8 protein-coding genes, 1 tRNA gene and 1 pseudogene are annotated in these 16,686 nt (G+C 39.9%); 2 read left to right on the forward strand and 8 right to left on the reverse strand.

The genetic code is table 11. The features are described 5' to 3' along the window. The 7 genes and pseudogenes from Q0064_RS11925 to Q0064_RS11960 form a co-directional block, all read right to left on the reverse strand. Window positions 1–434: pseudogene (locus Q0064_RS11925) on the reverse strand (type IV secretion protein Rhs); the annotation flags it as partial. A gap of 424 nt (window positions 435–858) precedes the next feature. Beyond that, the gene (locus Q0064_RS11930) at window positions 859–1,368 is read right to left on the reverse strand and encodes a hypothetical protein (protein WP_298148446.1); all 510 of its coding nucleotides are present in this window, start codon (window positions 1,366–1,368) and stop codon (window positions 859–861) included. A 3-nt stretch (window positions 1,369–1,371) separates the two neighbouring features. Continuing rightward, complete coding sequence (locus tag Q0064_RS14770; RefSeq protein ID WP_366095216.1) at window positions 1,372–2,436, reverse strand: RHS repeat-associated core domain-containing protein; 1,065 nt, start codon at window positions 2,434–2,436, stop codon at window positions 1,372–1,374. Between the two features lie 870 nt (window positions 2,437–3,306). Beyond that, window positions 3,307–7,245 carry a DUF6443 domain-containing protein gene (locus Q0064_RS11945; RefSeq protein WP_298148447.1) on the reverse strand — a complete coding sequence of 1,313 codons (3,939 nt, stop codon included), beginning with the start codon at window positions 7,243–7,245 and terminating at the stop codon, window positions 3,307–3,309. A 5-nt stretch (window positions 7,246–7,250) separates the two neighbouring features. Next, the gene (locus tag Q0064_RS11950) at window positions 7,251–10,427 is read right to left on the reverse strand and encodes a hypothetical protein (RefSeq protein WP_298148448.1); all 3,177 of its coding nucleotides are present in this window, start codon (window positions 10,425–10,427) and stop codon (window positions 7,251–7,253) included. Between the two features lie 17 nt (window positions 10,428–10,444). Further along, the gene (locus Q0064_RS11955; RefSeq protein ID WP_298148449.1) at window positions 10,445–12,343 is read right to left on the reverse strand and encodes a T9SS type A sorting domain-containing protein; all 1,899 of its coding nucleotides are present in this window, start codon (window positions 12,341–12,343) and stop codon (window positions 10,445–10,447) included. A gap of 613 nt (window positions 12,344–12,956) precedes the next feature. Further along, entirely contained in the window at window positions 12,957–14,189 is a 1,233-nt protein-coding gene (locus tag Q0064_RS11960) for an MFS transporter (RefSeq protein WP_298148450.1), read from the reverse strand. Between the two features lie 159 nt (window positions 14,190–14,348). Here Q0064_RS11960 and Q0064_RS11965 point away from each other — a divergent pair, with 159 nt between their 5' ends. Further along, on the forward strand, window positions 14,349–14,816 hold the full coding sequence (locus Q0064_RS11965) for a transposase (RefSeq protein WP_298148451.1): 468 nt from the start codon (window positions 14,349–14,351) through the stop codon (window positions 14,814–14,816). Between the two features lie 11 nt (window positions 14,817–14,827). Here Q0064_RS11965 and Q0064_RS11970 read toward each other — a convergent pair. Continuing rightward, window positions 14,828–14,909 (reverse strand) — tRNA-Leu (locus Q0064_RS11970). Window positions 14,910–15,277: 368 nt separating this feature from the next. Here Q0064_RS11970 and Q0064_RS11975 point away from each other — a divergent pair. Then, entirely contained in the window at window positions 15,278–16,666 is a 1,389-nt protein-coding gene (locus Q0064_RS11975; RefSeq protein WP_298148452.1) for a dipeptidase, read from the forward strand. Window positions 16,667–16,686 lie beyond the last annotated feature (20 nt).

A 16,686-nucleotide genomic window follows, 5' to 3' on the forward strand; every position in this document is an offset into this window, starting at 1 on the left:
AAATCGGGGTTGCCGTTGTTTACGTTGTCTCGAAAACCGTTTAACGAGTTGCTCATGTCTTGCACCGCGAGCAGTTGGTTGCCATCGTACGCGTACACTAAGTTATCAATTTCTACAGACGTACCAAAATCGGCGTCGGCAAAACCGTTTCGTTGAAGGGTCTGAATGTTTCCGTGCTTGTCGTAGCTCAGTGTTTCGTCGTAATTGCCGGTAACGCTGTAGCCTAATTTGCGGTAGTTGCCTTTGAGCAGGCGGTTTAAATCGTCGTACTGATAGCTGTACATACGCGTAAAACCGTCGCTCTCGGTGCGCCAATAGGTTTCCGAAATATTGCCGTTGTACAGGTTTTCCACTCCCGGAATCGATTGTTCTTGGGTGTTGTAATTAATCTTAAACGCAAACAAATCGGTAACTTCATCAGCGGTATTCGCCACGTTGTTAATATCGGTTAACCACCCGCGGATGTTGTAGGCATAATCTACCTTTTGCAGAAAACTCGCTCCGGTTGGGTCTTGTTTGCCTACTTTTTTCGAATTGAGTTGCCCGAGCTCGTCGTAGCTCTTGTTGGAAAGGACTTCCCAAGTGCTATTTCTTATTTTTTGAAGCTATTCCCGCTTTTCGCTGTAGTCCTCAAAAAACCAGCTGCCTTCAGTCGCGCTGCGGTTGGCTTCTTAGGTCGCCACCACAGCCGCGCTTCAGTCAAGCTGCTTTTTCTCCGGGCTGCCGCTGCAATCGGGGCTATGAGAGAGTTCGTATGAAGAAGCGTTTTAGATGAATTTCCAAACTTGCCGCAAAGTCGTAAGACCGTTGCGGAGCACGAAAAATCTTGCGGAGCTAGGCTAAAATTTAAAAACACTATTAGTCTCTTATGTACCAGTTATGTTTATAATGTTTAAACAGTGTAAAGTTTTTTTTGATTTTATCTTCATTTTGCGCTGTTTTTAAAAACAAAATATATGGTTTCATGTCAATCTTAAAAGGATTAATGCAAAAATTGCCATTTTTATCAACACTTAGATAAGGGAAATTATATTTTTGATATTCGTTAATCATATTTTTTATTTCATCCTCTTTTTTAGTATTTAATTTCAAATCCATTTTCTTTAACTTTTTTACATTATTGCTCAATCTATTTACATACACAAAACAAACAACGTTGTCAATATTTGATTCGCTATTTGTAACTAAATAAATAGTTTCAGTAATTGTTTTTTGCCGTATAATTATTGTATAATTCACAAAGGGGCTAAAATCAGTTGATTTGTATTTTTCAATAAAACTATCAATTTCCTGATTAGTTATTTTTTTTTCTGCACAACCAATCAAAAACATAGTAAAAAACAATAAAGTATATTTAATTTTTCCCATAATCTATTTAACAAATGACCTATATTTATTTACATGAGCAAAATAAGCACCTTCAATTATTGACCGCTGGTCATCGTCTGAATCCAATTGAGAATTATAACCATTAGCCGAAGGATTTAGAAGACTGTTGGCATGTGCACCTATTTTTAAGGTAGTAAAATCATAACCTAAGGTATATCCTGTTGCACCCCAAAGATAATTTCCGAAATTAGCAAAATTATGAGCAGTGTAATCTCCAATTACTATAAATAATGAACTCGCTGGATTTTTAAATTCGTTTACAAGTGTCGAAAATGCATAATCAAAATCTCCTCCTCCTTTGCTTTTTTCATAAAACGTAAATAGACCTCGATTATCAGATTCAAAAGCACCTTTTTCAGAGAGCATTCTGAATATTTTTGAATGATTAACAAACTCTATCTTGTTTATTAATCCATTGTCAATGTCTTTTGAATCATTTTCAGGGTCAGCAAAAAAATAATATCGATTTTCTCCTGTTTTTTTATTTTCTATATGAATTCTGTGGGGTAAATTATTTTTATCTGTTCTTACATATTTTCCTTTTTCATCAAAAACATAGTCGTCTGGCGGACTTGCGCTCCCGCTTGCTTGATCTAATGCTTCATCTTGAGTAGCTTTTTTTCCTCCTTGCGTTCTATAACCACCTTCATCCCAATCATAGTAAATTGCAGCCGTTTGTGAAGCCTCAGCTCGCATCCCGTCTGGGTCAATAAAAAACACAGGGTTATTATAACAATAGTTGTATGGATTCCATCTTCTGCTCACTTCCGCCAAAGGATCCACATTCATCCACCTACCAATTGCCGCATCGTAATTCCGAGCGCCGTAATCGTAAAAATTCAACCCCAACTCATCCTGCCATTCTTTTCCATTGTATTTATACTGCCACTCCCTGCGCTCCGTAGGTTGTATCACAAATAGCTCGCCGTTGGTTTCTTTTACACGTTCAAAACGTTCACTGGCGTAGTTTTCGTGTTTGAGGCCAAACGGGTAATAGTGGTTCTCCTCTAATATCTTAGCTTCGGCACCGTTGTCGGTGTAACTCATACGCACGTTTCCGAGGTGGTCGGTCTAGTTGTACACGTAGAAAAATTTGGTGGGCTCCACGAACTCCACGTAGCCTTCAGCGGTTGGAAATTTCTAAGAACGTATTACAGGAACAATCTTCAATAACAGTTTTCTTTTTTTTCTGGCTCGTCCGCACCGGCACGTATTGCCCCATGCTAATAAATTAACAAATGCCGAACAAGTAACCTAACTTAGGTTGCGAAAAATTGTCTCAAAATGAAGTAGTTGTATGGCTGTTTGCTTTTGATTGGCGAAATTTGTACTATCCAAAGTCTGGGTTGGCTGCGGCGACGATATGAGTTCCAGCGCTGTACAAATTCTTTTCGCGTCGTACGATTGCAACTACTTTTTCCAGCAGCTATTCCCGCTTTTCGCTGTAGTTCTCAAAAAACCAGCTGGCTTCAGTCGCGCTGCGGCGGGCTTCTTGGGTCGCCACCACAGCCGCGCTTCCGTCAAGCTGTTTTTTCTCCGGGCTGCCGCTGCACTCGGGGCTAGGGCTAACGTCTCTGATTACAAACTATCGAAAAAGCCGACCGCTTTCACTTATACTTATAAAGTTTTGTAATTATCTTTCTATCCCTACAAATACAAACATCATCGACAATATATAAATTGACATCAAAACATTTAAAATTGAGGTTACTAAAAGAATAGTTTTATTTTCAACTTTAAAAATAATTAATAAGGAAAAAAAAAAAAAAAAAGAAAATAGAATTATATACACTAAATCACCTAAACCATATCCCAATGGGATTTTTAAGAAAAAATATCGAATAATAAATATGAGATATATTAAAAGATATAAGTACAAACTCTCTTTACTTTTTAAATTATTGTAAAGCATAATTTCTATTCTTTAGTTTTTTTTCTATTTTTTGGGTCATCAGCCGAACCAGCTGAACCTGGATATTCAGGTCTTTTTATATTACCTTTATCTATAGCATCTTGAATAGTACTTGGATGCTCTACGTCAAATGAATGTGCATCTAAGAATTCATACCAACTGTAAAAATTTGACACATCTATTATTCCAGCATTTCTTGTATAGGTACCATCACCACCAAGCTCGTTAAAATAATTACTCCCCGCAAGTCCCCCTTGTACACCATCAATAGTATTAAATAAACTTAAAAAATTATCTATCGCTTTGTGACCTAATTGTGTATTCGGGTCTTCCATAAAAGGTTTTGAATCTTTTGGAGTGTTATATGCAGGTGTTGCAATAGCTATAATATCAATTCTTTCTCCCGTTTTTTCATAAAACATTTTAGCAGCCTGTATTGCAACATTTCCTCCATGGCTATGACCAATTAGTGTAATTCCTTCTCCCTTGACTCTGTTTGCCATAATGTAATCAACTAATGACTTTGCAGCTTCATATCTATCATGAGAGTTATTTGTTATTCCGCTTCTGTTCTCCCACGAAAAACCAGTATTTGATGTTTTGTTATTAGTCAGTTGCATTATTGTTTTAACTGATTTTTCTGTCCATCTATTTGGTGATGATTCTGTTCCATGTATAAAGAATGCCTCTAACCCTTCAAGTTCTCGGGCTTCAAGAACTCTGTTTTCACAAAAGTTGTACGGTGATTGGTAACTATATTTTTCCGCCAATAGGTCAATACTCATAAACCTACCAATCGCATAATCATAATTTCTCCATTTAAAACTATCCCAGTTTAGGTTTAATTCGTCTTGGCGTTCTTGTCCTTGAAACTTATACTGCCACTCCCTTCTTTCCGTAGGTTGTATTACAAATAACTCGCCATTGGTTTCTTTCACACGTTCAAAACGCTCACTGGCGTAGTTTTCGTGTTTCAAACCAAATGGATAATAGTGGTTCTCCTCTAAAATTTTAGCCTCTGTACCGTTGTCGGTGTAACTCATACGTACATTACCTAAATGGTCGGTGTAGTTGTACACGTAGAAGAATTTATTGGAAATAAATTGTACATAACCCTCGGGAGTCGGAAAAAACTGCAACTCGCCGTTTTTATACTGAAAGCCATCCAAGTAATCGGTGGTGGTGGTGCCGTTTACATCATCAACCTCCTTGCGCACCTTAACACCTAACGCATCGTAAGTATAACGAATGCGACCGCCGTTGTTTTGAAAGTTAATTACCGTGGGCAGGTTCAAGTGGTTGTAATCGATATTTGCAATACGTTTGTTGTTGTCTCTGGTCATGTTTCCATAGACATCGTAGGTGTAATCTCCATCGCCGTTGTTTACGTTGTCTCTAAAACCGTTTAACGAGTTGCTCATATCTACCACATTACGTAATTGGTTGCCGTCGTACGCATATACTAAGTTATCAATTTCTACCGAGGTGCCAAAATCGGCATCGGCAAAACCGTTACGTTGCAGCGAAGTAATGTTGCCGTGCTTGTCGTAGCTCAGCGTTTCGTCGTAATTGCCCGTAACGCTGTAGCCCAATTTGCGGTAGTTGCCTTTAAGCAATCGGTTTAAATCGTCGTACTGATAGCCGTACATGCGCGTAAAACCGTCGCTTTCGGTGCGCCAATAGGTTTCCGAAATATTGCCGTTGTACAAGTTCTCCACGCCAGGAATCGATTGTTCTCGGGTGTTGTAATTAATCTTGAAGGCAAACAAATCGGTAACCTCATCGGCGGTATCTGCCACGTTGTTAATATTGGTTAACCACCCGCGGATGTTGTACGTATAATCTACCTTTTGCAGAAAACTCGCGCCGGTTGGGTCTTGTTTGCCTACTTTTTTCGAAATGAGTTGCCCGAGCTCGTCGTAAGTGTTGTTGGAAAGGACTTCCCAATTGCCGCCGTTCACGCGGTGCAAATGAGTAAGTAAGCGGTCTTGCGGCGAGTATTCAAATTGCTCGTCGATGCGCGTTTCAATACCAGATTGGTTATCTCTTCGGTGTAGCGTTAACTTTTTTAGCACCTTCCCCGTAAAGTCGAGCAAGCTCTCACTTATGGTTTGTCCGCCGAGGTAATTTTCTTTGTGTGTTTTTACCAGTCGTGCTTTATCATCATAAAAAAAGGTAGTTGTTTCGCCTTCGGGTCTTGTAGCATTGTTGAGCACCCGCACCCAAGTTCCAGTAGCCAAGCCTTTTGGTTTTAAAGATGTGTTGTTGTACGTAATATTTGTTACCAAAGTGGAAGAAAAATCCAACAGCGCTCTCGGAAAATTATAATCGTCGTAGTAGTTTACGGTGAATACTTTCATGTCGGGATTATGCTCTAAATTATTGGTATACGCCACTTGAACATCGTTTATGGTGTTTGTTGTTGCCGACTTCGACTCGTTTAGCACCGTAGCGCTGTCGTAAAACGCTTGAATTTGAGTACGCGTTTGGTTGTTCAATCGGGCATACCCCGTTAAAATAGTGCGGTTAAACGCATCGTATTTGGTGTACAGTACTCCGGTTTCGTTCGGATTGTCTGGACTAATCACAGGTCCTGTGGCTACCACACGATCGAGTTTATCGTAGCAAATAAATTCCCAGAGTTTTCCGGGTAGCTTTTTCTCGACAATGCGGTTGCGCTGGTCGTAGCGGTATTGGTATATTAGCTCTTGCACTTGATTTAAGTTAAAAGAGGTAACGACCTGTGTGGTAGTTAAAAAGTCGCTAGGAAGCTGAATTTGAACGAAACCAGGATTAAAACTACTAGAAGTAAATGGAGTAGGTGGTGTAGAAGGGGTTAAATCGAGAAATTTTAGCGAATTATTTTCAATTACCACTTTATATTGAAGATTGGAATTATAAAAAAGTGCAAGATTCCCGACCACAATATCCGGAATAGGGTGAATTGCGTCAAGTGGAAAACTTGCATTTGTATTAAAAACTGCACTTCCTGCAAACCCAGCACTTATTTCAATTTTTAGAAATCCATTTATAATTTTTACTACAATCCCACCACCACCAGAAGTTATGGGTGAGCCATCTTCTCTCACAAAAACTTGCTCATAATCTATATTTTTCGTGTAGAGATATGGAACAGTTTGAGAAGTTGAAGAAATACCATTATCAACAGCCAAAGGAGGAATTACATATATTAGATTCCCAACAGAATCAAAAACATAGTATGTGTCATGTTTTGTATTATTATTGTATGTTCTCTTTAATAAGGTTTGACCAAAAAAATCTTCATATTGTTCAGTGGTATTTGCTAGTCCAGAAGTCCAATTTTCGTTTTTAACTACTGTTTTTTTAAGGCGATTTGGCGAAATTATTCTGCTTACACTTAAAGCATTTGTATATATACGATTAGCAGTATTGTATGTGCGAATGTTGTTGAAGTCGTAAACATTATCTTCGGGAGTGTTAAGTAAATAGTCTGTCCTTATTAAATGGTTTTCAGCTTCAGACCATGAGATACCAGGAGCAGATTGTTGAACTATTTTCCCGCCAGGAAAATTCTCAAATTTAGAAACTGACATTGGGCTTTGGTTATAATATTGCGGATATTCCAGTGTATTTTGGAGAGCATTTTCATCAAATTCGTCAGAGCCATTTAAACCTGGGTAAGGCAAAAAGCTAGTTGCTTCTCTGCCATACGCGTCATATTCTATATGCTTTATAAAGCTTTTTGAAAGTTCTGTGCTATTTACATTTATTATTTGGCTTGGCCGACCTAAGCCATCAAAATAAGAAACTACAACATTTGCCACTTGAGAAGTAGAGTTGTCATTATTTACTAAAATAGGGACTTTATAAGACGTTGTCTTTATATAGTTTTGATTGCTGGATTGTGCATAGTTACAAAACGACCAAAACAGCACTAACATTAAAAAAATTAGTTTTTTCATTATCTTTAGTCTTTAAAATGATATTTATTGGCCTGAATAATATGATTGTCATGATCTCGTACTTCAATCAATCGATTATATTGGTCATAAACATATGTGGTTTCTAGTCCTTTTACATCAGTGATTTTAGTAACCCCAACTAGCGGTTTATAGTTAAAAGTTGTAATGAAACTTTCTGGTAAACTCCCTCTTAATTGTTGAAATAGATTTTGCATTAAGTACTCTGTATCAGGACTGTTTGAGGCATTTTGCAGTTGTGAGACAATATTTGGGTTTAATATACTTCCAGTAAAATTTTCAATTTTTGCGATAATATATTGCTTGTTATACCCCCAGATGAAAGCCGTTGTTGTACCATTTTCTTCATGAAATTTGATAAGATTATTCGACTCATCATACTCATCAAAGAATGCTTTTTTTATCTGATTGTTTTCATACGTGCCGTTCGGTCTAATTATCGCTTCTTTCATTCTTGTTATTGCCCCAACTTCTTCATATGTGTAATTTCGAACTTCTTTCAAATCATTGTTTTGATTAACAGTTGCCGTAGTAATCAGATTTCGTAAATTTTTAGAAATGTGAGCATTATCTAATGAGTATTGATATGTTGTTCTTAAATAATTGTTTTGTCCTTGTCCTATTTTTTCTACGGCTATTAAGTTGTTATTGTTATCGTGGTCATAATTTGTTTGCGTTTTTTTTGCCCCATTTTCATAAAATTCTGTTTCTATCTCGTTTGACAAAATCCATGAATTTGCGAATATTGGGTAGGACGTTATCAAAAAAGAAGGCATTACAAATTCATCATAATTACTCATAAAGCCTATGAGTCTGAAGTAATCATCAAACTTGTTAACACGAACCGCATATCTTTTTTCATACGATGTTCGAAGACGGTAAAAATTCTCTTTAAAATACTTCTTCGCCCCATTACTGTCATAGGTCACAACATTTTTTATTAATCCATTTTTTAGTTCGAATCTTCTTTGAAACTGCATAGGGCCGAAGCTTCTTTGAATATTACTTGAATAGTTATATGCAGGAGTGTTAGAATACTCGGTGACTACTCTACCATCAAATTTATCAGTAACTTCTACCATATCATAACCTATATAATCTTCTACGCCAATGGTCGAAGCACTAAAGTAGTTAGACAAACTAGCTTCTAGGACAAGGGCGCCGTGCGTTCTGTATTCGGCTCCATCTGGGTTTGTCGGATCTGGATCATTGTAAATCTTTTGTAGAACGCGCATATTGTAAGTTTTAGAAAGCGACTTCTTGAAAATGGCCTTACCACCATAATAATTGTAAGACTCGCTTTTTGCAAGGGTGGAAGAATCCGAATAGCTATTTATTTTTTCAATTCGCAGCCCATAACCCATTTTGATTGGGGGTGTTAGTGTAAGTTCACTTTCCAAATAATTATCAAATCGATGTAAATCGTAAAAAAACTCGCTGAAACCCCCAGTTGGATAATATATTTTTTGTAGTGTACCAGCTGTAGCGTAATTTAAGTCTGCAGTGAAATTATTTTGAAAATTATCATTCATGTCATAACCGTAATAATTTGAATAACCAAGAGCTGGCAATGAAGGCAATAGTGAAGTATTTGGTTTTCCATTAAAATACCCCCAGTAATCTACGGAATAAGAATTTTTAGGCGGTAACAAAGTGGAATGATATTGAAATAAGTAAGGTTTTTCACCTTCTAAACCAACCGACATAAGTTTTAGACGTTTAGTGTAGAGATTTGAATTGGAAGTTCCAATTTGTCCGTTGGAACCAGAGGAGTCAAAATAGCTATAGAGAAAGTTGTATTTTTTTACTTTACTTAAATTGCTATTTCTGACAGTAAGGGAATCAAGTTTCTTCATTCCATTGTAATCTATTCGTTCACTGTAAGAAAATGACACTTCTTCAAATGGCGTTTCAATACTCGTTAGAAAGTTAAATTTTTGACTTTGAAAATACATAGTAGTAGAAGAGCCATGATCTGCACCGCCTTCCTGAAAAAAAGTCAACCCGTCGTTATAAAAAACTCCTTGAAAAGGATCCCATGAAGTTACTTGAAAGCATGTTAAATCATAATAGTTACCGGAGTTAACATCTTGCCATGATAACCAGCTTGATTGTGCCTCGCCAATTCTTTTGTAGTAAGTTTCACCATATTTGATTAGCTCTACAACATCAACTGGCTCATAGTTCAGTTTGATTTCCTTTCCTAGAGAGGTAATAATTTTAGTTAGGCTAAAAATTCGAAATTTTGTTGTTATATAAGTGAAATTTAAATAGCCATTCCCATTAGTTGGTGCATATTGCAAAAAACCTCCCGAATAAGAATAACCTTTCACATCATTAGTGGCTTCAAAAAAGTACTGTATTCCTGCGGGATCGGTAATTTTGAAACCCCAACTAATCGAGTTACTCGCAGAAATAAGTTCAACACGAAAATCCGTTCTTCCATTTATAATTGTTATAGGATTTCCTGTTATAAATTGGCTTAAAGATTGTGGTTGGAGAGTAACCGATTCGCGCTTTCTTATCATAACAAGTTCCACACCATTTAGGGTTACATTGAAAACATCAGCTTCTGAATCTACAAATCTATCTGTCAGTAATCGCACAAAATCACTTGTTGAGCTATTCACATAGTGACCATCGTCTATAAGGAAATTACCACTTGAGACAAAATGTGCGGGTGTATCTAAAAAGTCAATTTCAGTAGTTTGGGAATCCATTCCGTCGTACGTACTGGCAGTCGGAATGTTTGGATGTAAGTATCCTCTGTTATAGGTAAACACACTTCCTTCATAATTTGGCAATTTGCAAAAGCGTGTGTCGATTTCTAAATCATCTACGTCCTTAACAGTCTGAATAACAGCAGGCAAATTCAGATCCCAGCCCAATCCAACAGTTCCAGCTTCCTCGGCGACTTTAATCCCTCCTGTGTAATATTTTAAAACTAGGGGTATTTTTACTTCATCTAATTTAACCTCATGTAAGGGAATGGTTACATTAGCTAAACCGCGATATTGATCTACTTCAAAATCACCGTATTTAGTAAAACTATAGACTGCTGGTGGTGTTGGAGTTTGTGGAGGTACTCCATAACCAGAGTTTTCTTGTGCTTTTAAACCAATACAATAATGAAAAGCACAGAAAAACAAAAATATTTTTTTCATAATTGAAACTTTTAAAACTACTTATTCAAAATTATTTTCACACTCGCTTTTCCCTTATTTGTCACCACTTCTAGTACATAAATTCCAGCGGGATAATTGCCGAGGGATACGGGTATGGTTTGTTCGGAAACGGCAAACGTATCGAGTAAGCGACCGTTTATATCGAACACACTTAACGTTCCTTTTTCGTACGGAAAGCCCACTACGATGTTGGTTTGATCGGTTGTGGGGTTCGGAAACGCCTCTAAACTCTTGCGCGCTTCTTCTTTCTTTTGCTTGTCTTTTAGCTTTACGATCCAGTAATCTTTGTTGCCTAAATTTTCCGATTTATCGCCCGAGGCAGGTAGTTTTTTCTTGCCTTCGTCGCCAAGTAATTTGTTTTTATACCCGTTGTTTCCTCCACCAGAGCCTCCTGCGCCTACAAGCTGGTCGGATAGGCCACCGAGTTTAACTGGACTGTCGTCTTTCAGACCAATGGCATCTTTTGCGCTATTGGTGAGCGCGTCGGCTTGTTTTTTGTACGCATCGTTAATGTCGGCACGCGCCTGGTCGAGTTCCGAATTGAGTTCGTTACTGAGTGTTTGGACGCCGTGCAGCTGCTGGCTGTCGTTGGTAACGCCGTTTTTCTTTAAAACACTTTTTTTCTTTTTCTTTTGTACGGGCGTTCCATCGGCTGTGCCTACCAAAACGTAGCCGCCGTCGCGGGTTTCGATAACTTTGGTAAGCATATCTGTGCCGTCGCTGCCTACGGTTTTACTCCAAAGTTCCTCGCCCGAAGCGTCGAGCTTTAATGCAATGAAATCGCCGTTGAAATCGCTATCTATTTGCGCGTTCGAGCCGCTGTAACCACCAATCAAAAGCGTACCATCCGGATTTTCAACTACCGATTTCAACACGTCGGTTTCCGAGAAATTATACGTTTTTTGCCAACGCTCGGTACCGTATGAGTCGAGTTTAATCAACCAAAAGTCGCTACCGCTGCCGTTGCTCACTTTTTTTGTTTTTCCCGAAGCCGAAGCTGAGGTTCCTGCCAAAATAATGCCTTTGTCTTGGCAATTTACCACTACTTGAAGCTGATCGTCTTTATCACCGCCGTAGGTTTTTTGCCAGTCGAGGGCGCCGTCTTTGTCGAGTTTTAGCACCCAGTAATCCGACCCAAAGGCACCCGCGTCTTCGGTTTTGTCGCCAGATGCTGGTGAATTGGAGTAGCCACCTATAATAAAACCGCCGTCGGATGTCGTAGTTGCGGTTGTAAGCTGGTCGTTGTATTTGCCGCCATACGTTTTTTGCCAAAGCACTTCGCCGCTCGAATCGATACGCAATAGCCAATAATCCATGCCGCCTTGCGCAGCTGCTTTACTGTTTGGATTTGGTGTCGTGGAGCGTTCTGCGCTCGAATTTGAGGAACCAGCTAGCAGATACTCGCCGTTTGGAAGCACTAAAATGCTTGTTAACTCGTCTTGCCCTTTGCCGCCGTAACTCTGTTCCCAAAGTTGGTTGCCATACGCGTCGAGTTTTACAATCCAAAAATCGTTGCCGCCGTAACGTTTGCTGCCCGTTGCATCAGCGGGGTTGCCAAAACTATTGTTAGAGGTTCCGCCGAGGATAAAACCGCCGTCGCGGGTATTTTTAACCACTTTTAGGACATCGGAGTTTAGCGAGCCGTAACTTTTTTGCCATACGAGTTGGCCCTGCTCGTCCATTTTACACAACCAATAGTCGAGATCGCCCAGACCGTCGGTTTTTTTATTACCTGATTTTTCGGAAAGCGAACTTCCGGCGAGTAGAAAACCGTAATCGGCTGTGGCTTGAATGTCGAATAAATACTCGGCTTGCCTACCGCCAAACGATTTCTCCCATTGAATGTCTTGGCTGAAAGCCGCTAACGGTAACAGCGGTAAAATGTATCGGAGCATACGTATTGGGTTATTAATTGGTTGGGATTAAAAGTAGAGAAAAAATGTTTCTAAAAACGACTCCAACAAACCTTAATGATTTTATAACACAAATATTTGAAAAATTGATTTACAATTAGTTGTGGTTTTTAAATCAAATTTTTTGCAAAGCCTTGTATTTACTGTAAAAATTCGCTTGTTACAATGTCGTAACAGTTAGCGCGTTGTATAAATTTTTAACAAAATAAATGTTGTTTGTTGGAGAATTAACAACCGAAAAGAGGTAACGGTTAGTTGGCTTATTGGAAAAGGCAGTTTTGTTGGCTCGCGAGGCTACTCGCTTTCTAGCACGCTCTCCGTGCACTATTTCGCACAAGGGACTGCAGCGGAAAGCCGTGCTGAAAAAAGACGGTTGAAACCAGTTTTGCGGGGGCGACCCCAGAAGCCGACGCAAAATTTGGTTGAAACGACTTTTGAAGCGCGCCTTGTAGCGTAAGGCCCGACCTGCCGCCACAGCTGTTTCCACTAAATACTCGGCGGCAGGATGTGCCCAAATAAAAAACTTGAAAAGGAAAAATAAGTTGAACCTTTCAAAAATGGCAGCTTTGCCTTCAAGCAAAACTAAACAGTGCTCCTACTCTTCGTAGAAATCTAAAGTGCGTTCGTGCGTTTCGCTGGTTCCGTGCAAGGCGATGAGTGCAAATGAAAAAACTAAAATGCCGACAAGTAACACGGCCAAAATCGGATTGAAATACACTTTCAAAAACTCGTAACTCAGCAACAACAGCGGCACTAAACCGCGCACCACATTGGGAATGGTTGTGGCAGCTGTGCTTCGCAAGTTCGTACCAAACTGTTCGGCCGATAGCGTTACGAACATTGCCCAAAATCCGGTTCCCAAGCCAATCCATCCGCAGTAAAAGTAGTACATGCCGACGCTGTCGTAATCCGAAAAAAGCAACAACAACACGCCAACAAACGTAAAAAGCAAAAAGTAAAATACCGCTTGCCGTCGCGATTTTAGATAATACGAAATGGGACCGCTGCTTAAATCGCCCATCGCAGCTAGTAAGTAGCACCAAAAAATAGCTTTTCCGGGCTCTACACCTGCTATGCCTTTGGCTGCTCCAAACTGATTTGCCAGAAAAACCAAAACACCCACGCAGTACCAAATGGGCAGCCCGATGGCTACACAACTAATGTATCGTATAAACCGCGATTTGTTGGTAAACATCATTGTAAAATCGCCGTGTTTTAAATGCTTTTGCTTTTTCGCCGACTCAAAAATGCCGCTTTCGTGTACACTAATGCGCAACAGCAGCAGGGCAAATCCGAGCAATCCGCCAACCAAGTATGCTACGCTCCAGCTTCCGGCTAGATTCACGGTTAGTTCGGCTACGACTGCACCTAAAATTCCGAATCCGGCAACAATCGACGTACCTAAAGCGCGGTACTTTGTAGGTAAGGATTCAGACACTAAAGTAATTCCGGCGCCAAGTTCGCCCGCCAAACCAACACCGGCAAAAAACCGAAGCCAAGCATAGATGTCTGCAACCTGCTCTTTCGGAACGTACGGCAATAATCCGCAGGCAAAATTAGCTGCCGAGTATAAAATTATAGAACCAAACAAAGTGGATAATCGTCCGCGCTTGTCGCCTAAAACGCCCCATAAAATCCCGCCCACGAGCATTCCGAACATTTGAAAATTGAGGATGCGCGTTCCTACAACATCGGGATTCAAACCCAAATCGGTTAAACTCTGGATGCGCACAATGGCAAAAAGCAGCAAATCGTATATGTCGACAAAATAGCCCAAAGCGGCAATAATAACGGGCCAAGTAAGTAGGTTTGTTTTGGTGGTAGTCATATTCAAATGTAGCAAATAGGTGCAAAAAAACAAGTTGCTATGTGTTTACATGCTGTTAAACGCCAACTACTTAAATTTTTTTCAAAAAATAAAAATTTACGGAAAAACCGTAAAATCAATCAAAATGCAGCTAATACCTTTGGTTAAAATTTATACGCCATGGAGACTTTTACAGGTAATCACGTTAACATTCATGCCTTTTGGCCCACAAAAAACATTGAGCCACTCATTACCAATGAAATACAGCAAGTAATTATTCCGCAGATTATTAAGCTTGTGCCTAAAGTAGGATGCAGGGTACTGGCTGTAAACACAATGCCTGATCACATTCACTTGCTGTTTTGGCTTAATCCCGATTACTCAATTTATACAGTTGTAGAAACTGTGAAGAAATGTACAGCAGCGTACATCAATGAAAATAAGATGTGCAAGAAGAAGTTTATTTGGTCGGAGAAAATCTACAGTTATTCCGTTCCCAACGACAATGTTCCCGAGGTTTCAGCGATTATTCGCTTGCAAAAGGGACATCACGCCAACATGACTTTTGAAGATGAAGTAGCTAGACATTTGCAAAACGTGGAGCGATTGATGCGGCTTACAAACGTAAAAAGCTTCACTGTAGAGTGAAGCTTTTTGAGTGCGGGCAATAGGACTCGAACCTACACGCCTTGCGGCACCAGATCCTAAGTCTGGCACGTCTACCAATTTCGCCATGCCCGCGAATTGTGGCTGCAAATATACAACTAAGTTCGATTTTTCAAAGTATGATGATAAAAAAGCTGAAATTTTCTGATCGTTGCTTTCCGATGCGTAAACAAAATTGCTTGTTGCGAATAACAAATAAGTCAAACACGCTGCTACTTTTTCGTTTTTTACGCAACACTTACCATCGAGACGAGCGGAACTGCGATTGGATACATTTCTATAGAAAACCGGCAGCTGAATTCTTTAGAGGTTGTGTTGTCAAATGGTGTGCTGTCGGTTTTCTTGCTTTTTGTTATACGGTTTCCCTCAGCAGCAGTAGTACAAGCACAAAGTTTTTATTCTATGTAACGGTTTTACTACATTAGCGATACAAAATTTACCACATGTCTGATATTAAAAAATACGTCGAGCAACACAAAGACCGCTTTATCAACGAGTTACTCGAGATACTTAAAATTCCGTCGGTTAGCGCCGACCCTGCTTATAGTCAGGATGTTATGGATATGGCCGAAGCCACAAAAAAAGCGCTCGAAGCTGCGGGTTGCGATTTTGTGGAATTGTGCGACACACCCGGCTATCCGATTGTTTACGGTGAAAAAATCATCGATCCGAATTTACCAACCGTTTTAGTTTACGGACATTACGACGTGCAGCCGCCCGACCCGATGGAATTGTGGACGTCACCGCCGTTTGAACCGGTCATCAAAAAAACTGAAATCCACCCTGAGGGCGCCATATTTGCTCGAGGTGCCTGCGACGATAAAGGGCAGTTTTACATGCACGTAAAAGCCTTCGAATATATGGTTCGAAACAATCAATTGCCGTGTAATGTGAAATTTATGATTGAGGGCGAAGAAGAAGTGGGGTCAAAATCGCTCGGCTGGTTTGTAGAACGCAATCAAACCAAATTGAAAAACGACGTGATACTCATTTCCGATACGGGGATGATTAGCAACCAGCAACCGTCGATAACCACCGGACTTCGCGGCTTAAGCTATGTGGAAGTAGAAGTAACTGGGCCAAATCGCGATTTACATTCCGGCTTGTATGGAGGTGCTGTAGCCAATCCGATAAATGTGCTTTCGAAAATGATTGCCTCGCTACACGACGAGAATAACCACATTACCATTCCCGGATTTTACGACAAGGTAATTGAACTAAGCGTTGAAGAACGCGCCGAAATGGCAAAAGCACCGTTTAGCTTAGACCATTATAAGAAAGCGCTCGATATTGAAGACGTTTATGGCGAAACGGGTTATGTAACCAACGAACGCAATTCGATTCGTCCGACGCTCGACGTAAACGGAATTTGGGGCGGCTATACCGGAGAAGGTGCAAAAACAGTAATTGCCAGTAAAGCATTTGCGAAGATATCGATGCGTTTAGTGCCCGATCAAAACTGGGAAGAAATTACCGAACTGTTTACCAAACATTTCGAAGCTATTGCTCCGGCTGGAGTTCGTGTGCAGGTAAAACCGCATCACGGCGGCGCGGCGTACGTAACACCGATCGACAGTATTGGCTACCAAGCGGCAAATAAAGCGTACACCGAATCGTTTGGCGTAAAAGCTATTCCGGTTCGTTCGGGCGGCAGTATTCCGATTGTGGCGCTTTTCGAAAAGGAACTGAAAAGCAAAAGTATTTTAATGGGATTTGGTTTAGATAGCGACGCCATTCACTCGCCGAACGAACATTACGGCGTTTTCAATTACCTGAAAGGCATTGAAACCATTCCGTTGTTTTATAAGTATTACGTGGAACTGGCTAAATAACGTGAGTTCCGCAAACTTTG

Origin of the sequence: Flavobacterium sp. (assembly GCF_027490375.1) — a bacterium.
Taxonomy (GTDB): Bacteria; Bacteroidota; Bacteroidia; order Flavobacteriales; family Flavobacteriaceae; genus Flavobacterium.